The organism is Sporosarcina sp. Y1004 (genome assembly GCF_057669665.1).
In genome coordinates, this window is the sequence record NZ_JBYHFQ010000008.1 from 107,360 (window position 1) to 127,946 (window position 20,587).

General features: G+C 42.9%; 21 protein-coding genes. 13 read left to right on the plus strand and 8 right to left on the minus strand.

All coding sequences use genetic code 11. The features are described 5' to 3' along the window. Positions 1-65 precede the first annotated feature (65 nt). Positions 66-539 (plus strand): DinB family protein, encoded by a 474-nt coding sequence (locus tag AC25Y6_RS08120; RefSeq protein WP_488142645.1) that lies wholly within the window; start codon positions 66-68, stop codon positions 537-539. A 476-nt stretch (positions 540-1,015) separates the two neighbouring features. On the opposite strand, the gene AC25Y6_RS08125 is transcribed toward AC25Y6_RS08120, so the two are convergent. The 5 genes from AC25Y6_RS08125 to AC25Y6_RS08145 form a co-directional block, all read right to left on the minus strand. Then, on the minus strand, positions 1,016-1,648 hold the full coding sequence (locus tag AC25Y6_RS08125; RefSeq protein ID WP_488142646.1) for a response regulator: 633 nt from the start codon (positions 1,646-1,648) through the stop codon (positions 1,016-1,018). After that, on the minus strand, positions 1,623-2,669 hold the full coding sequence (locus AC25Y6_RS08130) for a sensor histidine kinase (protein ID WP_488142647.1): 1,047 nt from the start codon (positions 2,667-2,669) through the stop codon (positions 1,623-1,625). Before AC25Y6_RS08130 ends, AC25Y6_RS08125 begins: the two co-directional genes overlap by 26 nt. Continuing rightward, positions 2,666-3,367, minus strand: a complete 702-nt coding sequence (gene liaF, locus AC25Y6_RS08135; RefSeq protein WP_482101279.1) for a cell wall-active antibiotics response protein LiaF — start codon at positions 3,365-3,367, stop codon at positions 2,666-2,668. Before liaF ends, AC25Y6_RS08130 begins: the two co-directional genes overlap by 4 nt. 101 nt (positions 3,368-3,468) lie before the next feature. Continuing rightward, on the minus strand, positions 3,469-4,107 hold the full coding sequence (locus tag AC25Y6_RS08140; protein ID WP_482101278.1) for a PspA/IM30 family protein: 639 nt from the start codon (positions 4,105-4,107) through the stop codon (positions 3,469-3,471). A gap of 15 nt (positions 4,108-4,122) precedes the next feature. Then, complete coding sequence (locus AC25Y6_RS08145) at positions 4,123-4,473, minus strand: lmo0954 family membrane protein (protein ID WP_482101277.1); 351 nt, start codon at positions 4,471-4,473, stop codon at positions 4,123-4,125. Between the two features lie 258 nt (positions 4,474-4,731). Here AC25Y6_RS08145 and AC25Y6_RS08150 point away from each other — a divergent pair, with 258 nt between their 5' ends. The 12 genes from AC25Y6_RS08150 (at position 4,732) to AC25Y6_RS08205 (ending at position 18,090) form a co-directional block, all read left to right on the plus strand. After that, complete coding sequence (locus AC25Y6_RS08150) at positions 4,732-5,880, plus strand: thiolase family protein (protein ID WP_488142648.1); 1,149 nt, start codon at positions 4,732-4,734, stop codon at positions 5,878-5,880. Positions 5,881-5,983: 103 nt separating this feature from the next. Next, a complete protein-coding gene (locus AC25Y6_RS08155; protein WP_488142649.1) occupies positions 5,984-6,754 on the plus strand; it encodes a 3-hydroxyacyl-CoA dehydrogenase in 771 nt (256 codons plus the stop codon). Between the two features lie 95 nt (positions 6,755-6,849). After that, positions 6,850-7,998 carry an acyl-CoA dehydrogenase family protein gene (locus AC25Y6_RS08160; protein WP_488142650.1) on the plus strand — a complete coding sequence of 383 codons (1,149 nt, stop codon included), beginning with the start codon at positions 6,850-6,852 and terminating at the stop codon, positions 7,996-7,998. Positions 7,999-8,001: 3 nt separating this feature from the next. Next, complete coding sequence (locus tag AC25Y6_RS08165; protein WP_488142651.1) at positions 8,002-8,979, plus strand: CaiB/BaiF CoA transferase family protein; 978 nt, start codon at positions 8,002-8,004, stop codon at positions 8,977-8,979. Positions 8,980-9,007: 28 nt separating this feature from the next. Further along, the gene (locus tag AC25Y6_RS08170) at positions 9,008-10,630 is read left to right on the plus strand and encodes a long-chain fatty acid--CoA ligase (protein WP_488142652.1); all 1,623 of its coding nucleotides are present in this window, start codon (positions 9,008-9,010) and stop codon (positions 10,628-10,630) included. Between the two features lie 546 nt (positions 10,631-11,176). Then, a complete protein-coding gene (locus AC25Y6_RS08175) occupies positions 11,177-11,788 on the plus strand; it encodes a DedA family protein (RefSeq protein ID WP_488142653.1) in 612 nt (203 codons plus the stop codon). A gap of 7 nt (positions 11,789-11,795) precedes the next feature. Then, positions 11,796-12,623, plus strand: coding sequence for an undecaprenyl-diphosphate phosphatase (locus AC25Y6_RS08180; protein ID WP_488142654.1), 828 nt, complete (start codon positions 11,796-11,798; stop codon positions 12,621-12,623). Positions 12,624-12,928: 305 nt separating this feature from the next. After that, positions 12,929-14,560: a M20/M25/M40 family metallo-hydrolase gene (locus AC25Y6_RS08185; RefSeq protein WP_488142655.1), complete on the plus strand. Its 1,632-nt coding sequence runs from the start codon at positions 12,929-12,931 to the stop codon at positions 14,558-14,560. A gap of 93 nt (positions 14,561-14,653) precedes the next feature. Then, the gene (locus AC25Y6_RS08190) at positions 14,654-15,361 is read left to right on the plus strand and encodes a response regulator transcription factor (protein WP_482101268.1); all 708 of its coding nucleotides are present in this window, start codon (positions 14,654-14,656) and stop codon (positions 15,359-15,361) included. After that, on the plus strand, positions 15,351-16,712 hold the full coding sequence (locus AC25Y6_RS08195; protein ID WP_488142656.1) for a sensor histidine kinase: 1,362 nt from the start codon (positions 15,351-15,353) through the stop codon (positions 16,710-16,712). Before AC25Y6_RS08190 ends, AC25Y6_RS08195 begins: the two co-directional genes overlap by 11 nt. A 38-nt stretch (positions 16,713-16,750) precedes the next feature. Next, positions 16,751-17,446, plus strand: a complete 696-nt coding sequence (locus AC25Y6_RS08200) for a PepSY domain-containing protein (protein ID WP_488142657.1) — start codon at positions 16,751-16,753, stop codon at positions 17,444-17,446. Between the two features lie 86 nt (positions 17,447-17,532). Then, a complete protein-coding gene (locus AC25Y6_RS08205) occupies positions 17,533-18,090 on the plus strand; it encodes a PepSY domain-containing protein (RefSeq protein WP_488142658.1) in 558 nt (185 codons plus the stop codon). A 120-nt stretch (positions 18,091-18,210) separates the two neighbouring features. On the opposite strand, the gene AC25Y6_RS08210 is transcribed toward AC25Y6_RS08205, so the two are convergent. The 3 genes from AC25Y6_RS08210 to AC25Y6_RS08220 form a co-directional block, all read right to left on the minus strand. After that, complete coding sequence (locus AC25Y6_RS08210) at positions 18,211-18,945, minus strand: MBL fold metallo-hydrolase (RefSeq protein ID WP_488142659.1); 735 nt, start codon at positions 18,943-18,945, stop codon at positions 18,211-18,213. After that, complete coding sequence (locus AC25Y6_RS08215; protein WP_488142660.1) at positions 18,946-19,500, minus strand: GNAT family N-acetyltransferase; 555 nt, start codon at positions 19,498-19,500, stop codon at positions 18,946-18,948. A 194-nt stretch (positions 19,501-19,694) separates the two neighbouring features. Next, complete coding sequence (locus AC25Y6_RS08220) at positions 19,695-20,585, minus strand: glycine betaine ABC transporter substrate-binding protein (RefSeq protein WP_488142661.1); 891 nt, start codon at positions 20,583-20,585, stop codon at positions 19,695-19,697. Positions 20,586-20,587: the final 2 nt, after the last annotated feature.

A 20,587-nucleotide genomic window follows, 5' to 3' on the forward strand; every position in this document is an offset into this window, starting at 1 on the left:
TGGAGTGACCGCTTTGATTTCCCCCGAGGGTACGATAGAGTAGAAGGGGGAGAATTAAGAAAGGGATGATTATAATCGAAACATTGAATCAATTGAAATTCAGTCGTATATACACACTTGGCCGTGTAGCCAAAATAAGTGAAAAGGCATGGGACACACAACCTGCAGGATTCAGCAACACGATTCGCTGGAACGCGGGTCATATTTTTGTCTCTATGGAAACACTTATTCAAAAAGCAGTGGAGGGCTATGAGCTTGTTAATCCGGAATGGATTTCATTTTTTGTATCGGGCTCGACTCCAGAGAGCTGGGAGGGGAACATCCCTTCTATTGAAGAACTTCTCGTGGCGTTAGAGGAACAACCGGAGCGTATTATGAAAGCACTTGATGGGAAACTGAGCGATTCGTTACAAGAACCGATGTCAATTGGTCCTTTGCATACGATGGTAACAGTAGATGCGGTCGCTCAATTTGTAATTTGGCATGAAGGCGTTCACGCAGGCACTATTAACGCGTTGAGCCGCTTGGTGGGGGAATAATTATATAAGTAAGGCAGCCACTTAGAGACGGAGACTATCCGAATCTACATGGCTGCCTTTTCTGATATGCCTGTCGCCTCTGAACAGGCGCTCTGCGCTTTTGATACGTCTAGCTCCGTGCGCCTAGAGGCTCGGGTCATAAGTCGATTTAGCTCTGCAGCAAAGGACGCTGCTCCGCCAACCCGTCTTATGCCTGTCGCCTCTGAATGGCGCCCTACGCTTTTGATACGTCTAGCTCCGTGCGCCTAGAGGCTCGGGTCATAAGTCGATTTAGCTCTGCAGCAAAGGACGCTGCTCCGCCAACTCGTCATATGCCTGTCGCCTCTGAACAGGCGCTCTGCGCTTTTGATATGTCTAGCTCCGTGCGCCTAGAGGCTCGGGTCATAAGTCGATTTAGCTCTGCAGCAAAGGACGCTGCTCCGCCAACTCGTCATATGCCTGTCGCCTCTGAACAGGCGCTCTGCGCTTTTGATATGTCAATTGACTAGTTCGTGTGTGAATGCATAAATGACCGCTTGCGTCCGGTCTTGGACTTCTAGTTTAGATAGCAGGTTGCTGACGTGCGTCTTCACTGTTTTTAGTGCAATAAATAAATCATCAGCGATTTCCTGATTCGTTTTTCCTTTCGCAAGATGCATTAAAATTTCAAGTTCACGTTCTGTTAAGTCATCATGTGGCTGTCGGTCCTTGCCAGCTCGCATTTTTTGCATCATCTTCGTAGTTACTTCAGGCTCCAACACCGTTTGTCCTTTCAAAGTTTCACGAATTGCTCCCGCGATTCGCTTGGCGTTTGAGGTTTTTAATATATAGCTGAGAGCTCCGGCTTCAAGTGCGGGATATACTTTATCATCGTCTAAAAAACTTGTAACAATGACAATCTTCGCTTCAGGCCACTCTTTAATAATCTCCGCAGTTGCTTCTGCACCATTCATTTCAGGCATAACCATATCCATTAAAATAATATCGGGGCGTAGTGAGAGTGCTTTTTCTACTGCTTCTCTCCCGTTTTCTGCTTCACCGATAACTTCCATATCCGGTTGAATCTGCAAATAAGCTGACACACCAATCCGGACCATTTCATGATCATCCACTAATAAGATCTTGATCATTCGATTCATCTCCTCTTCGCGCAGGCAATTTCACTTCAACAATTGTACCTTGGGATGGTACAGAAACAATTTTGCATGATCCCCCGATTTCAATTGCCCGTTCTTTGACATTTTGGAGTCCATAGGATCCGCCTTTTCCATCACTATCCTTGAATCCAATCCCGTTATCTTGCACGCGGAAAATGGCAAGGCCATCCCGTTCTACAAATAGTACATCGACTTCTGTTGCTTGTGCGTGGCGAAGCGTATTGGATAACGTTTCCTGTGCAATTCGGAACAAATGATCTTCCGCCCCTTTTGAGAGATTTACTTCTTCTAAACGAAAACGGATATCGAATAGTACTTTCTCTCTTAGTTCAACGAGTAGCTCTTCAAGTCCTTCTGTAAGTGATTTATTATTCAAAGCTGCTGGTCGCAGATGAAGAAGTAAAGCCCGCATTTCTAGTTGCGCCTGCTGTACAACGCGTTCGATTTGGAGCAAAGGTTTTTGTGCTGATAGGTCGTCGTTGTTTTCCGTGATAGCAGATATTAGCATCGATGCAGCAAATAGTTGTTGGGAGACGGAATCATGCAGTTCGCGTGCAAGCCGCTGTCTTTCTTGAATGATGCGCTCTTGGATAATTTTGTCTTGTGCTTCTGCTCGTTCATCAATAATCCGCTGTAAACTTTTTCGCTGCGTTTGAATGACATTTGACACTGAACCAATTGCTCGGTCCATTCGTGGAGAAAGTTTCTCTTTTAAAATGACATCTTTTTCAGCATCAATTAATCCAGTTAATTTTTGCTCGATTGCTTTTTCTTTTGAACTTCCTAATGTACCACTCCATAGGGCTATTCCCCAAGCAAGCACAAAAATCGTATTTAAAACCCACCAACCAAGCGGAACCTCCGCAAATTGCAACTCGAAAAAGGCGAACCAACTTTCCTCCAAAGGTAGGCCAAGGAGGAAGTAGACATATACCGCTGTAATGGCCAGAAGTAGAAGTGATAGCATAATACCGCGTCCGATGACTGCTTTCATTTTCTCGTCACCTCAACATCCCCGGCCCAAGTGGAAAGTGTAATGATGAGTTCAGGAGAATCAGGCATTTTGCCTTCATAACTGTCTTTCATATGAAGCGTTTCATTGATAAGTCGTTTTCGATGGATGCCAAAAATTCTGGCGTCACCAATTAATGTTGTGTAATGAATACGAACGGGAATTTCATAAGGTACCTCAATTTTAATTTTCCCAAATCCCTGTCTCACTGAAATTAAAGAGGTTCCTTTTGGTAGCACTGTATCTGTCACATCGATGTGAATATTGCTAAAGAACCCCTGAATGTGAATATCTTCCCACTCATAAGACGAAAACGGGGAGGATTGGACAGAAAATAATTTGTTTTTCCAAATGCCGTTCGGAGTTTCCTGTTGGATTTCTTTTAGCGGACGCATGATTTCTTCAGACGGTACGCCTTTCCATAACTTTACAAGGATATAGACAAGACTACCAAAAATGAGCAATCGTAAGCTCCACAATGTAAAAAGTGCGACCGCGATGAAGAAAAGTCCGATGAAAAAGAAAGGTTTTGAGCGCTTCTTCGATCCGTAATAAATAAATCCGGCACCAAGAAGGGCGAACACGATATTACCGTTATGAAAGAATGCTGATTCGACAAATATGAGCAGCAGAAAGGTAAATCCCCAAAATGTAATTTTGCTCGTATTAGCTCGATCCATTTATTGCTCCTCCTTCTTGAGGTCAGATTTTTTGAAAAAAGGAAAAGGAAGGCGGGCAACTATTGCCATTTCCTGAAGACACCCTCCTCCTATAGTCTAGTTTACACAACTTCCGTCTCTTTTGCGGAACTTTTCTCTAATGATTGAAGTCGGCGGTCCATTGAAGACGTTTCGAATTCACGTTCAATCTTCCCACCAAGGTTTTCAATATACTTTTTCATCTCGCCGATTGTGCCCATGTTACTGTCTGCATTTTTCGGTGAAATAACTTCGTCCATACGGTGATGGGCGCGCGTTACGTTTTCTTTGCCCATCAATTGTAGCTGACGCACTTTCATATCTTTTACTTTATGTTTCATCTCTTCGAATTTACGCTCTAAAGAGATTAATTCGTAAGCTGTCTCCATAACACTTTCAGATAGTTCTGCAGCACGTGTATCGTACGCGGAAATTTCTTCTTCAGCGAATGCGATTAGGTCTTGTTCACCAGCAACTATTGCAAGTTCAAGCTGACTCCGACGTTTGTCCGCCATTTTTTCTGCTTCTGACAATTCTTTTTGTAATTCAGTTTGCAGTGTGCTTTGTCGTTCAAGTAATTTCCCGATTGAATCAGTCTGTTTTTCAGCCTCACGAATATATTGGTTCAACATTGCGATTGGGTTCTTCGTTTCCTTTTTGTCGAATAGAGTATGGAGATCTGCTTGTACCGAGTATTTAAATCTATTCCAAAGTGAGTTCATTAATAGTTCCTCCTCTTATTTTGTAATGTCATTCCATTGGCGTTCAAAGTTTACAAAGGGATCGTTTGAAACATTACTGATGACATTGTTGTTTTCTGAGCCTTTCCATTTACGCCAAGCATACCAAACACCGAGAATTGCGAGGATCCCAATGAACGCTGGTACATTCGCTATAGCGCTTAACAAGGCGAGAATGAGTACGCCGCCCCAGAAAATTTTCGAGATTGTAGAATTACTTTTTCTGAAATAATGGAACCCTGCATATGCAATCAATGCAGAAAAGGCAAGTGCAAGAAGTGATCCAAGATTCACAAGGACGATAATTGCTGCCGTAATACCAAGTACTGCAAAACCAAGTTTCTTCATGTGTTGTTCCTCCTTTCGTTTGTAGCTTAATCTTATAACGATTTTACACTTGTCCAAACAGGCGCTGTACGGATTTGCAACTCGGTCTTAAGGCTGAGTTGATTTACTATAGTTATGGAAAATAGTAGGGATTTCATGTAAACTATAATTATGAGAATAATCTATGAATTTGGTAAGTTTTCGAAATATCAGTTGCGTGTAGAAACTAAAAATGGAGTGTCATTGTAAAATCGCTTATCTGAGAGGGGTGATTGGGGAATGAGAGAAGTTGTTATTATTAAAGGGGTACGGACCGCGATTGGTAGAAGAAAGGGAAGTTTTGAAAATTATAGACCTGATGACCTCGCAGCGGTAGTGCTTGAGGAGCTTGTCATGCGTGCCGGAATTAATAAAAGCGCTATTGATGACGTTATTTTAGGTTGTGTGACGCAGGCAGGAGAGCAGGGCGGTAACATTGCTAGAACCGCAGCACTAATCGCTGGATTTCCTGTTCATGTACCTGGAGTAACAATCGATCGACAATGCGGTTCAAGTCAGCAAGCTGTGCATTTTGCGTCACAAGCCATTCTTTCGGGAGATATGGATATTGTCATTGCGGGCGGCGTGGAAAGTATGACGCGCGCTCCCATGAAGTCTAACATGGGAGAATCAAAACCAAGTCCAAAACTCATAGAAAAACATGAAATTATTAATCAAGGACTATCGGCGGAACGAATCGCCAAAAAATGGAATTTATCACGCGAGGAACTTGACCGCTTTTCATTCGAAAGCCACCAAAGAGCAATTCGGGCAATCGATGGAGGGAAGTTTGAAGAAGAAATCGTCTCTGTCGAAATCACGAGAGATGATGGTACAACTGAAATGTTTTCTAAAGATGAAGGGCCTCGTCCCGAATCGACAACGAAAGTGCTGGCTGGGTTACGAACAGTCTTTGATGAAAATGGCGTAATCACTGCGGGTAATGCTAGTCAAATGAGTGACGGTGCATCGGCGGTACTTTTAATGTCACAGGAGAGAGCGAATGAGCTTGGACTCAAACCGATTGCCCGCATTGTTGCGCGTTCTGTTGTAGGGTCTGATCCCACGTTAATGCTGACAGGGCCAATAGAAGCGACCCGGATAGTATTAGAAAAAGCGGGTCTTTCAATAGAAGATATGGATACGTATGAAGTGAACGAAGCATTTGCACCAGTTCCACTAGCTTGGCTGAAAGAAACCGGGGGAAATCCTAAGAAATTGAATCCGAACGGCGGTGCCATTGCACTTGGCCATCCGCTTGGCGCGACTGGAACGAAATTGCTCGTATCAATGATCCATGAACTAAAACGGACAGAAGGCCGATACGGATTGCTCGCGGTTTGCGAAGGAATGGGTATGGCTAACGCTACAATTATCGAACGGATTTAACAGGGAGGAATTAAGTTCAATCCTTCCACCCTGCAGGCCTCGAGCTCAATTCAAAATCTTGACGTAATCACACCGAGGCGTGATTGAAAAGGGGGATTCAGGGATGGAAATGAAGCAGGTTGTCGCAATCGTAACAGGTGGAGCATCAGGTCTTGGGGAGGCCACTGTAAGAAGAATAATCGATGCCGGCGGAAAAGCAGCTATTTTCGATATGAATGAAGAGCGTGGATTGGCACTTGCAAATGAGTTTGGGGAAAAAAATGTTGTATTTTTGAAAACGGATGTGGCAAGTGCGGAAGAAGTGGAGGCGAATGTGGCCTCCGTCAAAGAGACTTTCGGGAAGTTAACTGCCGTAGTCAATTGCGCAGGGATTGCGACACCAGGTAAAGTCGTATCGCGAGGTACTCCGATTGGGCTTGAACAATTTGAACAAGTGATACGGGTTAACTTGATAGGGACATTTAACGTGATTCGTGTGGCGGCGGTTGCTATGCAAGAGAACGAACCAAACAAAGAAGGCGAGCGCGGAGTTATTGTAAATACAGCCTCTGTTGCTGCATTCGAAGGGCAAATTGGACAGAGTGCATACAGTGCATCAAAAGGCGGTGTCGTTGGGATGACATTACCGATTGCACGTGAATTTGCGGCATTCGGGATTCGTGTGATGACAATTGCGCCGGGTCTTGTAGAAACACCGCTGTTTGACGGATTACCTGAAGCTGCGCGTTTATCACTTGCTTCAATGGTGCCGTTTCCGAAACGACTTGGCCGGCCGAACGAATATGCAATGCTTGTTGAAAGTATTTTCACGAATACGATGCTAAACGGTGAAGTCATCCGGTTAGACGGTGCGATCCGGATGCAACCGAAGTGATTTGGAAGTCGAGAGTTAAAGATATATCATCGACGAGCGCTGATAGATAACATATATCTTTTTGAAGCACATGGAAAAAAAGGGGGGGTTAACCAGTGGGGAAATACAGATTTGAAACAGATGAGCATGACATGTTTCGGGATTCGCTTCGAAAGTTTCTTCAGAAAGAAGCAGTTCCAAATTATGACTTATGGGAAAAAGAGAGGCTTGTTCCGATTGCGTTTTGGAAAAAACTTGGACAAATGGGCTTTCTTTGTCCGCAAGTTGAAGAACAGTACGGCGGGCTCGGACTTGATTTTAGCTACGGTGTCATCATCGGAGAAGAACTCGAACGCGTAGGAGGGGGTCTTACCGGAGTGGGTTTACACAATGACATCGTCGTTCCTTATATCGAATCGTTTGGTACGCCAGAGCAAAAAGCACGCTGGCTGCCGGGTTGTATAAGCGCTGACATTATTACGGCGATTGCCATGACTGAGCCAGGAACAGGATCAGACTTAGCCAGTATTCAGACGACGGCCATAAAAGACGGTGATCACTATGTCGTCAACGGTCAAAAAACATTCATCACGAACGGTATTAATGGGAACCTCATACTTGTCGCTGTGAAAACTGACTTGAAAGCCGAGCCGAAACACCGGGGAGTTAGTTTACTTGTCATTGAAGAGGGAACACCTGGTTTCACGAGAGGACGTAAGCTTGATAAAGCCGGTTTGCATTCCCAAGATACAGCGGAGCTATTTTTTGAAGATTGCCGTGTACCTGTATCGAATTTAGTTGGTGAGGAAGGAAAAGGGTTCAGTTACATGATGGAAAAACTTCAGCAAGAGCGGCTTGTTGTCGCGATTGCTGCGCAAATCGCATCAGAAGACATGTTGGAAATGACATTAGACTATGTAAAGTCACGGAAAGCATTTGGCAAACCAATTGGATCATTTCAAAATACACAGTTTAAAATAGCAGAAATCGCAACGAAAGTGGAAATTGGCAAGTCTTTTGTCGAATCCCTAATCGAGGATCATCTTGCTGGTAAAGATGTCGTCACAAAAGTATCGATGGCCAAATATTGGCTTACCGATACAGCGCGTGAAATTTCGGCGGAATGCATGAAGCTGCACGGCGGATATGGCTATATGGAGGAATATAAAATTGCGAGGCGGTACCGGGACATCCCCGTCGCATCGATTTACGCAGGGACGAATGAAATCATGAAGGTCATCATCGCAAAAAATATGGGATTGTAGGAAATGAGTATGTTAAAAGGTATAAATGTGCTGGATGTCACATATTATCTTCCGGGGCCGTATGCTGCGATGCGTCTTGCATATATGGGAGCCCATGTCATTAAAGTAGAACCTCCGGGCGGCGATCCAGCGAAAAACATGAGTGGCGGCATCGTTCATCAAGCAAACAATATAGGGAAAGAATTCGTCACCCTTGATTTGAAAACCGTAGAAGGTAAAGCATCGTTGATAGAACTTATCAAAAAATCGGACGTGCTTTTGGAATCGTTCAGACCAGGTGTGATGAAACGTCTTGGATTTGATTATGACACTGTAAAAGCATTGAAACCGGATATTATTTATTGTTCGATGACGGGGTATGGTCAATCAGGGCTTCTAACTGAAGTAGGGAGTCATGATATTAATTATTTGGCGATGTCGGGAATTCTTTCCCAACTTACTAATCAGGAAGGAAATCCAATTCATCCTCAAAATACACTTGCAGATTATTGCGGTGCAGTTGCAGTTTCAGAAGGTATTCTCGCGGCACTTGTACAGAAGTTTCGTACAGGAGAAGGTGCATTCGTCGACATTGCAATTACTGAGGTATTGGCTGATTTTCAAGGGACGCATCTGGCATACAATGAAAAAGGTATTTCAGATAGAGGTATTCCAGAAATCTATGGTACTACCATTTGTTACGGATTGTATCAGACAAAAGATGGTCGCCACGTTGCGCTTGGGGCTCTTGAGCCAAAGTTTTGGGACAACTTCTGTGAATTTGCAAAACATCCTGAGTGGAAACACTATGCTTTCTATGCCACAGGCACTCTCGAACATTCAGAAGTAAGCGCTTACATCGCAACGATGACATGGAGTGAATGGCTCGCTATTTCATTGGGAACTGATTTTTGTTTGACACCTGTAATGCGGGTCTCCGATTTATCCGAACACCCCTATTGGCAGGCAAAAGGGATAAGGCAAAAAAGTGAAAATCATTAATTCCAACTGAAAAGGAGATGAATGATTTATGATGCAAACACCACTTTTATTATCGTCATTTGTTAAACGGGCTGAACAGTATTTCCCAGACAAATTAATCATTTCGAGGACAGCAGAAAATACAATTCATCGGATACCATACAGAGATTTCGCAAAACGGTCACGGAAACTTGCGGATGCGCTTACGAAACTTGGGATGAAACATGGAACAAAAGTAGGTTCGTTCGGCTGGAACCATCATCGCCACCTAGAAGCTTACTTCGGGGTACCGTGTACAGGTGCGATTCTTCATATGATTAATATCCGTTTGTCTCCTGAACATATTGCGTATGTGATTAACCATGCGGAAGATGAAATATTGCTTGTGGATGATAATTTATTCCCGCACCTATCGCAACTTGCACCAATGTTAAAGACCGTGAAACATTACGTCATTATGGGGGATAGTAAAGAAATTCCAGAAACATCGCTTAAAAATGTGCATTCATACGAAGCTTTGCTTGAAGCTGCGTCAGATGACTACGTATTCCCAGAGGATCTTGATGAAAATACGCCGGCGGGCATGTGTTACACATCCGCAACAACTGGAAATCCAAAAGGAGTCGTTTATACACACCGTGGGCTTGTGCTGCACAGTTATGCACTGGGGCTGGCTGATTCGATGGGTATAGGGGAACGGGATGTTGCTATGCCAATCGTTCCGATGTTCCACGCGAATGCTTGGGGAATGCCTTTTGCAGCCGTCTTCTTTGGCACTACACAAGTTTTAACCGGTCCTGGCTTCAATCCAGCTCTCATCCTTGATTTAATAGAGCAGGAAAAAATAACGCTTACTGCAGGTGTGCCAACAATTTGGCTGGCAGTATTGAAAGAACTTGAGCAAAATCCACGGGATATCTCGTCATTGCGTGCTATTGTCAGCGGCGGATCGGCTTCTCCAAAAGGTTTGATTCGTGCATTCGAAGAGAAACACGGTGTTCCATTTATTGTTGGCTATGGTTTAACAGAAACGACGCCGCTTGTTAGTTTGTCAGTTTTTACATCGAAAATGGATAATTTAACAATGGATGAGAGAATTGAAATGCGGGCACTCCAAGGGTTAACAATGCCGGGACTCGAGGTTCGGATTGTTAAAGAGGGTAAAGAAGTGGCTTGGGATGGCAAAACAATGGGCGAATTAACGATCAAAGGTCCTTGGGTTGCGAGTGAGTACTATAAAGATGGTGGAACTGCTATAGCCTTTCAAGACGGATGGTTCCATACTGGAGACATCGCAGTAATCACAGAAGACGGTTACCTCAAGTTGGTGGATCGCACGGCTGACTTGATTAAAAGTGGCGGTGAATGGATTTCATCCGTTGATCTTGAAAACGCGCTGATGACCCATGAAGCTGTATTCGAGGCGGCGGTGATTGCGGTGCCACACGAAAAATGGTTGGAGCGTCCGCTTGCTTGTGTTGTTTTACATGAGGGACAAAAAGCAGACGAAGAAATGAAGAAGCGATTACTAAGCTATCTTGAAAATCAATTTGCAAAATGGTGGGTTCCGGACGACGTTATTTTCATGAATGAGATACCGAAAACATCTGTAGGTAAGTTCTTGAAAAGAGCTTTGCGTGATCAATTGACTGTGAATCTCGAAGAAGAATGAATGTGGGCCATCCGGTAAATATCGGATGGCTATATTTTTGTTGACATGGTCAGTGTGGATAACTTTTTCCGAAAGTAAAGATTTAATCAAATAGTTCTGTGGATAAGAAATAATTTTCTGAAATTATCAACAATTTCATTAAGTTATCCACTTCAAATGAGGATAACTTAATAAAAAACAAAGATATCCACATTTTAAAAGTATGTTTTTAAAATCAAGGCATGAAATAGGAGATATTCGAATTAGGGAGCAGTGATGTGTTTAAATCAGGAACTTTGGGCATTAGATGAAGAACTTCTGAAATTGAGTAGCGAAATTATTTCAAACAAACTATCTATCAATGGTAATAGAAAGTCCATAAAAAAATTCGTTGATACCGTTAAAATCGAATGCAGAAAAAATGAACTCATAATCGTACCTCTTCTTGCGTAAAATACATTACAGAAAACGAAACTTCTAGTCGTGCTGAATCGTCCTTTCTGCTGTCGAACTCTATTTGCATAGAGGGCCCATATTTAGTAAAGTAATAGATGGCGGTGGAGCAGCATGGAAAATTGGATTACTGAATTTATGAGCCAGTTTGGTTATTTTGGCGTGTTTTTATTAATTATGATTGAGAATATCTTCCCACCTATACCATCTGAAGTTATTTTAACGTTTGGTGGTTTCATGACGACGTATTCAGATATGACGCAGGTGGGTGTCATCATTACCGCGACAGCTGGATCGGTTGTTGGCGCGATGATTTTGTATAGTATCGGGTCATTTCTCGATGTGCCACGTCTTGAGAAGATTGTCGATCGATGGGGATCTATTTTGCGTCTTACTCAAAAAGACATTCACAGGGCGGACGCATGGTTCGACAAATACGGTCCTTGGACAGTACTGCTTTGTCGTCTTGTCCCACTGATTCGGAGCCTTATTTCGATTCCGGCAGGTATGTCGGGTATGAATTTCCCACTATTCATTCTGCTAACAACAATCGGCAGCTTGATTTGGAATGCAACACTCGTTTCCATCGGCGCGGCAGTCGGTGATAATTGGGAGTCAATCGTCCACTACATGGATATTTATTCGAACGTGGCGTATGTATTAATAGGAATTGGCGGTATAGCGGTATGTATTTGGTACATTCGCTACCGTAGAAAGAGAGTGTAACTAACCTATGGAATTATTTGATTTGATCAAAGCGTTAATACTTGGATTCGTTGAAGGGATGACGGAGTTTGCACCGGTGTCATCGACAGGTCACTTGATTATTGTCGATGATATGTGGCTGAAAACAACTGAGTTTTTGGGTGATCGTTCGGCATTCACATTTAAGATAGTTATTCAATTGGGTTCAATCTTAGCCGTTGTTATCGTTTTCTGGAAGCGCCTATTCAGCTTGGTGGGTCTTTATAAAATTGAAGGTCAAAAAATGAATTCTAGCTTCAACTTAGCACACGTCATTGTTGGCATGTTGCCAGCGGTTATTGTTGGATTTGCACTCAAAGATTATATAGATTTAAAGCTATCGGGTGTTGAAACAGTTATTTTTGCGCTAGTCGCCGGTTCAATTCTTATGATTATCGCGGATAAGTTCGGACCGAAAAAACCGTGGGTGAACACATTGGACCAGATAACATACAAGCAGGCATTCACGGTTGGACTTGTTCAGTGTCTGTCCCTATGGCCAGGATTTTCGCGCTCGGGCGCAACGATTTCGGGTGGCGTGTTGTTCGGCATGAACCATAAGACAGCAGCTGATTTTACATTCATCATGGCGGTTCCTATCATGATGGGCGCGAGTCTGGTGTCCATATTGAAAAACTGGGAGCATTTATCAGTTGATGATTTGTCGTTTTACATCGTTGGTTTCATCAGTGCATTTGTTTTCGCACTAATCTCGATTCGTTTCTTCTTGAAGCTTATCTCACACGTCAAGCTGGTGCCTTTCGCTATTTACCGACTTGTATTGGCGGCAGTGTTAGCGGTTATTGTGTTTTTATAAGAAATTGAAACGACTCCTGCACATTGTTGCGCAGGAGTCGTTTTGCTTTTTTGTTAACAATGTCTGCCTTAATCAGTTAAAATGGGATTAGATGTTATTAAGCAAATAGACTCCTTTACAATTCCGAAAAGACTAATCGAAAACGGTAGTGTTGCTGCTGTTCCTGGAAGAACCTCATCGAATATGGAGAAGGATATATTCGAATTACTTATACCTACGCACTGCTTTTCCTTGAAACGAAACTGAATCTTTCAGAGAGACTTTTATCATAACTGTACTATATTTCACTTATGGGAGGTTTGAGAATGGAACACCGTCTTTGGGATACACCTTCTACTCTTCGTGAGTTGTTGTGTGAACTCGTTAGCTGGGATAGCCGCACGTTAACAGAGGGAGAGACTACATTTGCTCCGAAGTTAGTGTCGAAATTAAATGAATTGGAGTACTTTCAAGATAATCCAGACAAGATAGCCCTTCACGATGCGGGCCTTGGTCGTCAAAATGTCACTGCTTTGTACAAACATCCAAAAGCGACTGAAACAATAGTTCTTCTAAGCCACTTCGATACCGTCTGGACGGAAGAATATGGTGTGTTAGAACCTTTTGCGATTTATCCCGAGATGCTGACAAAAATGCTATCAGAACCTAAGCATAATGCGGATCTACCGGAAGTTGCCCGCGATGATCTAAAGACCGGGAAATATCTATTCGGCCGCGGTACGATGGATATGAAAATGGGACTAGCGCTTCATATGCAGCTTATCGAAAAAGCGAGTGTAGAACAATGGCCAATCAATCTGTTAGTGGCGACTGTTGCTGATGAAGAAGTGAACTCAGCGGGCATGCGTTCCGCTGTCAAAGAACTTGTCCGCATTCGTGAGGAACAAGGCTTAACCTATAAACTGTTTTTAAACAGTGAACCATCATTTTCACAGAGTCCGACGGATATCGAAGAATACATTTACTCAGGAACAATCGGTAAAATTATGCCAGCTGCCTTATTTTATGGAAAAGAAACACATGTCGGAGAGCCACTAAAAGGGATAACCGCGAACTATATTGCATCATTTCTTACACAGCGCATGGAGTGGAATGAATTGTTCCGTGAAACGGATCTTGGTGAAACTACGCCGTTACCGGTTTCATTGCAACAAAAGGATTTGAAATTGCAATATTCAACGCAAACGCCTTATCGTGCAGTTGCGCTTTACAATGTCTTTTTGTTTAAGCGCACGGCCACTGAAGTAATGGAGTTGTTTGAGCAAGTGGCATCTGAAGCGATGGATGCTTGCAATGACGGATATAAGCTCATTTGTAATCGTGAACAAGTGACGGGTGTCGGGGAAGTGAAAGTGTTGCGCTACGAGCAGCTGCTGGAATACTCGGTTCAAAAGTTAGGGTTTGAAGAAATTGAACGCTTGAAGCAAGAGTCGCTCGATAACGCCGATTGGGATGATCGTGAAAAGTCACTGCGCATCGTCGATAATCTGATGATCCAATGTCAAGAACTTGCACCAGCTACTGTGCTTCTTTACGCACCGCCTTATTATCCGGCTGTAAACTCGTCGAATGATCCGCTTGTAAAACATTCAATTGAATTAATGAAAGAGACTGCTGGGAAATTAGGTAATAAAATTGGTCAAATGCATTACTTCAATGGTATCTGTGACTTGAGCTATGTCAACTACGATGACATAGAAAACGGCTGGAGTGCATTTGAAAGCAACACACCAGTATGGGGTGATACGTACAGCATTCCCTTTACTGAGATGGCTCAATTGAAAGCACCCGTGCTCAACGTAGGGCCATTCGGGAAAGATGCTCACCAACGTACTGAACGATTACACATAGACAGTGCTTTTGTCGAAATGCCTGTTATGTTAGAAACCCTTGTAAAGAGTATGTGTATCGTCGAAGGCGAATTGGACGCTGTCTAATGATTATGGAAAACGGAGACACTCGGAATTGGCGAGAGTCTCCGCTTTTTGCGTAAGTCTGTTAAAATGAAAGGAAAACGGTAGGTGGGCTAAATGACTGAGCAGATTTTGATTATCGAGGACGAAGAAAACATCGCACGCGTCCTGCAGCTAGAACTCGAGTTCGAAGGGTATGGGACGGGTATTGCGCATACAGGACCAGACGGGCTTATTAAGTACCGCGAACAACAGTGGGATCTTGTTCTACTAGACCTCATGTTACCTGGATTGAATGGACTTGACGTGTTACGGAGGATCCGCGCAACGGAAACAGACACGCCTGTCATATTGCTGACAGCGAAAAACGACGTTAAAGATAAGGTAGCGGGTCTTGACCTTGGTGCAAATGACTATGTGACGAAGCCTTTCGAAATCGATGAATTGCTCGCAAGGATTCGGTCGGCGCTCAGATTCTCGAAACCTGCAGAACTCTTAGTGAAGGAAGACGAATACCTTCTAGAGTTCTCTGGTTTGTCACTTCACGAACAAACACGTGAAGTGAAACGAAACGGTCGTTCCATCGAATTGACACCACGGGAGTACGATCTTCTACTTCATCTCCTAAAGCACCCAAACCAAGTGCTGTCACGCGAACAGTTGCTAGATGCTGTTTGGGGATACGATTATTACGGCGAAACAAATGTCGTTGATGTCTATATCCGATATGTCCGAAAGAAAATTGAAATAGGAGAAAAAAGCACACTTATCCAAACGGTACGGGGTGTTGGTTATGTTTTAAAGGAGCAGGTCAATGAAGCTTAAAACGAAAATCCACCTTTTATCCACATTGCTAATGCTCGTCATCTTAACGTTGACAAACATAGGTGTTTATTTTGTGTATGAAAAAATGGCGTTTGACACGGAATATAGTCAGCTGAAGGCCCAATCTGTAGATCTTATTGGTTCTCTCAGCCTGATGACCGGACAAAATGATCCAGCTACGGTGCTCCATACCTACAGGCCGCCGAATGGTGCGGTCCGTATTTTGGATCCAGCGGGTAAGGTGAAAGTGGAGTCCTCATCGGCGGAAGGGATTAAGAGTTACCAACCTGAAATAAAGCCCGGCGAACGCTACTCAATCGGTGAATTTGATAATACACCGATACTTACAATGCGTGAGCCAGTCATTTGGACAGACGGAAAAGTGGTTGAACTGCAAATGATTCAACTGCTTAGCGATGTAAAATATAATTTAAGTCTGCTCAAGTTGATTCTCCTCGGAGTAACCTTTATCGCGATGATTCCGATTACGCTTTCGAGCGCTGCGCTTGGGCGTATTGTGATACAACCCATTGATAATCTTATTAAAACAATGTCGCAAAGCCGGCAAACAGGGACATATGAAAAAATTGAGGTATCGGCTGAAGGAAAAGACGAAATGGCACAGATGGGTCGCGAGTTTAATGACATGATGGAGCAGCTTGAGGGCAACTACAAAAAGCAGGAGCAATTCGTTTCCAACGCTTCGCATGAATTAAAAACGCCACTCACCGTTATAGAAAGCTATGCACGACTCCTATCACGCCGCGGGTTTGAAAACCGTTCGGTAGCAGAAGAGGCAGTTGGGGCAATCCTCAGCGAATCTATTCGGATGAAGGACATGATTGAGCAGATGCTTCAACTGGCAAGAAGCCATGAACAATCCGAATTTAACTTTGCGGAAACTGATATTCATGCGTTAGTCAACAAGACCTTGCAGCCAATGCGCCAAGCATATGCGAGGGATTTTATCATGGAAGAGAGCGGTTCTTCGGTTGCAGTGACAGATGATGAAAAGCTCAGGCAGCTCTTATTCATTCTTCTGGATAACGCACGGAAATACAGTGAACGAGAAATCAAAACAACGATTACTGAAACTGAAACAGCTATTTCCATTACTGTCATTGATTATGGAAATGGCATTTCTGAGGAAGCTCTCCCGCATCTTTTCGATCGTTTCTATCGGGTTCATGAAGACCGAAACCGAAAAACTGGTGGAACCGGACTCGGACTGGCAATCGCCAAAGAACTTGCAGATGGTCTTGGTGCAGAACTGAAAGTCGAGAGCATCGTTGGAATGGGAACGACCTTTCGAATCACCATTCCCAAAAAACGGATTCTCACCGATTTTTAATGTTCTCGTCGTATGATAAACGAGAGGAGGCAACTAGTATGCACTTTTTGAAAAAGCCTTGGTTCATTCCCATCTTGTTAACCTTAGTCATTCTAATGGCGGGCGGATTATATATAGGAAGTTTAATTACCAAGAAAGAACCGATAGCGGCTGATGATATCCGAATTCATCTTGAGAATATATATGGTGGAACTGTCGAACAGATTGCCATTGACGGCGGTGTATATAAAGCGGAAATGAACCGAAGCGGAGCGTCTTATACAGCTGAAATCGACGCAACGACGGGAAGTGTTATTTCACTCCTTCAGAATTCTGAAATGAAGGAAGAGATTCCGCAAGTGATTTCCGAGACTGAGGTGGAGGAAATTATTGCAAGGGGCTATGACGGGGAAGTTGAACGGATTTCATTGAATACAAGCTCTGAAGCTCCGGTTTACGACGTGAAGCTGTCGAAAGACCCGAAGTTTACAAAAGTGACAATCGACGCAATCACTGGTAAAACAATCTCAGAAGTTGTAAAGAAAACGACAGGAGAAAATGCACTTATTACAAATGAGCAGGCGATTGCAATTGTGCGTGGACAACTTAAAGGTGAAATAGATGATGTATCGTATGAAAAATCGGACGAAGGTGGCTTTTATCTAATCGAAATCGAAGCAACTGACGGTCGGGATGGCACTTTCCAAGTTCATGCCATTTCCGGAAAAATAATGTCCGTCACATGGGATGATTGACTCTCATCATATTCTAATAATCCTCACAATGTCTTCTCATCTTCGTCGAGTAATATGAAGGTAATAACAAAAGGAGGAGATACAAGATGAAGAAATGGTTAGCTATTCCGGCTTTGGCCGGTGCACTAGTACTAGTCGTAGGTGGAGTTGCAATGGCAGGAAACCCGGGAGAAGGTTTGAAGGTCGTATCGAAAGATTTATTGTCGGTTGCGGAAGCAGAATCGATTGCGGTGAAATCAGTTGGCGGTAAAGTGACAGAAGTAGAATTGGATCGTGAAAAGTCAAGGGCTATCTACGAAGTCGAGGTAAGATCGAACGGTATTGAATATGATCTTGATATCGATGCAAAAACAGGTAAAGTTTTGCGTACAGAAAAAGATGATTATGATAATGACGACTTTGATGACGATGATTATGACAATAAAGTCAGCGGTTCTGATAGTAAATTCATAACAGAAAAAGCTGCTATCGAAATTGCGATGAAACAAGCAAAAGGGACAGTAACAGAAATTGAACTGGATGAAGATGATGATCGTGTCATCTATGAAATCGAAATTGAAGATGGCAAATATGACTATGATTTCGACATCGATGCAATTTCAGGTGAAGTACTGAAGTTTGAAAAAGACCGCGATGACGATTGAAGTAAAAAGGGCTGTTCTTGAACAGCCCTTTTACTATGGAGAAAAACGAATCTTCCTTGTTTACAATTTGCGTACTTTGTTTACACTTTGTGTACTTTGTGTACAAAATGTATGTTGTGTTTACACTTTGTATACTTTGCCAACTTCAGCGAGTTCAGTAGACCCATCATATACAGCAACAGCCGCTTCAAGGATCTCATTGATATTCCCGTGTAATGGCAAGTGGGTCAGCACGAGTTGCTTTGCTTCCGCCAGTTTCGCGAGCTTTCCTGCTTCACTGCCTGTCATATGTCCCGGTGCCTTACCGAGGTGTTCTTCATACAAATTCGCCTCGCTAATTAACAAATCCGTCCCGCGTGAGAATTCAACAAGTTCATCGCGCCATTCTGTATCTGCGGTGAGTACGATGGAACAATCGCCCACACTGAATTTCATCGCCAGGCAATGGACGGGGTGTATGGTACGACAAAAAGACACTTCAAATGGACCGATTTGAACAATATCATCTTCCGAAATACCAATGCCTACTGTCTGACCTTTGTATGAAAGTTTCTCGAAATTCTCTTGATCCAATATGTGTCCGTAAATCGGTAATGGGGACGCTTGATGGCCCAGATAGAAATTAATGATTCTGCTGAATTGCAGGCTTCCGACATCGGCAATATGATCCGCATGATAATGGCTGATGACAACTGCATCTAGTTTTCCCAAAGGTAAATAATTTTGCAATGAGGAAAGTACGCCGCTACCACAATCAATGAGGCAATGAAAACCATCATGTTCGATTAAAAAAGAAGATGTTGCGCTATTTGCTTTTGGATATCCGCCCCAGATGCCGATTGGTATAATCTTCATTTAAAGTGTCCTCTTAATTACTTTGGCTAAGAAAACAAATTCAATATTTTCACGAATCGTTTCTAGTTTATATTGTTCATAGCCTAGTGATTTATACAGATGAATATTGCTTAAACTCTGTGATCCAGTATATAAATCAAAACGTTCACAAGTAGGAAAATAGTCTTCAAGCCCAAGCATTAACTTTTTGGCGATACCCTTGTTTTGATGATCAGGGTGAACCATCAATCTTTGTACATAAACAGTACCTTCTTTTTCGTCTCCCCTAACAGAACCAACTATTTCACCGTCCACGACAGCTTTTAATATGGTTTTTTTCTTGAAATCTTCCCTTGTTTCATCAATTTTTTCTATGAGCGGAGCGATTTGATAGTTATTATACATTTCGGCTTCTCTCAAATAAGCTACTTTTTGAATGTCTAAAATGGTTTGTGCATCGTCTGTTGTTGCTTTTACAATATTCATAAACGTTAATTCCCCTCTTAGTGAATTTTTTGAGTATAAAATAGAGTGTAATTGCAATTCAATTATGGCGGTTGCTGCTGATTTCATCATAGCAGAAGTTGACAGAGCGGTAGGATTTGGAGAGCCGTCAAAAGAAGAAATCTTTAAAAACCGCCTGAATCCGAACCGCGTGTCGACTAATCATATATGCTGTAATACGCGTCTTGTGCCGGTGATAACTATAACAACACATTAATATAATAAAAAACGCACCCCTTATCTAGTATAAGAGGTGCGTTCCTAGTTTATTTCTTTTCAATTAAACCTGCTTCAATAAGGAATTCTTCTGCGACTTTTTCAACCATCATGCCGTCATTATCGACTTTTCCATTCATCTTCTGCATTGTATCTTCGTTGATCGTACCTTCAAGCGATTTGAGTATTTCTTCAATTTCAGGATACTCTTTAAGTGCTTCTTTCCTTACAAGCGGGAGCGCATGGTACGGTGGGAAGAAAGATTGGTCATCTTCCAGTACACGCAGGTCGTACATTTGTAACTGTCCGTCGGTTGTATACGAGTTAATAACGTCTACTTCACCGGCGTTAATAGAACGGTACATAATACCATGGTCCATCCCTTTAACTTCTTTAAAGTCAAGATCATATGCTTTTTGGAATCCAGGCAGTCCATCCGGTCGGTCGATGAATTCGAATACCGCGCCTAATGTGAAGTCCTTCGAAACTTTAGCAAAGTCACTGAATGTCACTAGGTTGAGTTCTTCTGCTACTGGCTCGTCCACTGCGAGTGTATACGTATTGTTGAAGCCGAATGTGTTGAAAGCAATCATGCCATCCTTATCAACGAGCCGTTTCGTGGCAGCTAACGTTTCATCCGCCGTCCCAGGTTCTTCATGATAATAGGTAAGGACAATTGTCCCCGTATAGTCGGGTATAACGTCGATAAGACCGTCTAACATGGCTTTCCACACGACGCTGGACCCGCCGAGGTTTTCTTTATAAAGGACGTCAATATCTGTTTTGTTTTCAATCAATTGCCCCATCACGTGTGACAATATGATACTTTCCGTATTGTTACGAGAACCAAGTGTCAGAGAATCTTTTTCGATGAAAATACATCCTGACAGCAGGCTTGCAACAAGTATTGATGAAATTATTAATTTGAATTTATTTTTCATTC

Coding starts and splice junctions, on each gene's coding strand:
- AC25Y6_RS08125 (WP_488142646.1), bottom strand. CDS start 1,648: ATGATCAAGATCTTATTAGTGGATGATCATGAAATGGTCCGGATTGGT.
- AC25Y6_RS08165 (WP_488142651.1), top strand. CDS start 8,002: ATGAGTATGTTAAAAGGTATAAATGTGCTGGATGTCACATATTATCTT.
- AC25Y6_RS08120 (WP_488142645.1), top strand. CDS start 66: ATGATTATAATCGAAACATTGAATCAATTGAAATTCAGTCGTATATAC.
- AC25Y6_RS08200 (WP_488142657.1), top strand. CDS start 16,751: ATGCACTTTTTGAAAAAGCCTTGGTTCATTCCCATCTTGTTAACCTTA.
- AC25Y6_RS08205 (WP_488142658.1), top strand. CDS start 17,533: ATGAAGAAATGGTTAGCTATTCCGGCTTTGGCCGGTGCACTAGTACTA.
- AC25Y6_RS08175 (WP_488142653.1), top strand. CDS start 11,177: ATGGAAAATTGGATTACTGAATTTATGAGCCAGTTTGGTTATTTTGGC.
- AC25Y6_RS08195 (WP_488142656.1), top strand. CDS start 15,351: ATGAAGCTTAAAACGAAAATCCACCTTTTATCCACATTGCTAATGCTC.
- AC25Y6_RS08140 (WP_482101278.1), bottom strand. CDS start 4,107: ATGAACTCACTTTGGAATAGATTTAAATACTCGGTACAAGCAGATCTC.
- liaF (WP_482101279.1), bottom strand. CDS start 3,367: ATGGATCGAGCTAATACGAGCAAAATTACATTTTGGGGATTTACCTTT.
- AC25Y6_RS08130 (WP_488142647.1), bottom strand. CDS start 2,669: ATGAAAGCAGTCATCGGACGCGGTATTATGCTATCACTTCTACTTCTG.
- AC25Y6_RS08185 (WP_488142655.1), top strand. CDS start 12,929: ATGGAACACCGTCTTTGGGATACACCTTCTACTCTTCGTGAGTTGTTG.
- AC25Y6_RS08220 (WP_488142661.1), bottom strand. CDS start 20,585: ATGAAAAATAAATTCAAATTAATAATTTCATCAATACTTGTTGCAAGC.
- AC25Y6_RS08170 (WP_488142652.1), top strand. CDS start 9,008: ATGATGCAAACACCACTTTTATTATCGTCATTTGTTAAACGGGCTGAA.
- AC25Y6_RS08145 (WP_482101277.1), bottom strand. CDS start 4,473: ATGAAGAAACTTGGTTTTGCAGTACTTGGTATTACGGCAGCAATTATC.
- AC25Y6_RS08210 (WP_488142659.1), bottom strand. CDS start 18,945: ATGAAGATTATACCAATCGGCATCTGGGGCGGATATCCAAAAGCAAAT.
- AC25Y6_RS08155 (WP_488142649.1), top strand. CDS start 5,984: ATGGAAATGAAGCAGGTTGTCGCAATCGTAACAGGTGGAGCATCAGGT.
- AC25Y6_RS08180 (WP_488142654.1), top strand. CDS start 11,796: ATGGAATTATTTGATTTGATCAAAGCGTTAATACTTGGATTCGTTGAA.
- AC25Y6_RS08150 (WP_488142648.1), top strand. CDS start 4,732: ATGAGAGAAGTTGTTATTATTAAAGGGGTACGGACCGCGATTGGTAGA.
- AC25Y6_RS08215 (WP_488142660.1), bottom strand. CDS start 19,500: ATGATGAAATCAGCAGCAACCGCCATAATTGAATTGCAATTACACTCT.
- AC25Y6_RS08190 (WP_482101268.1), top strand. CDS start 14,654: ATGACTGAGCAGATTTTGATTATCGAGGACGAAGAAAACATCGCACGC.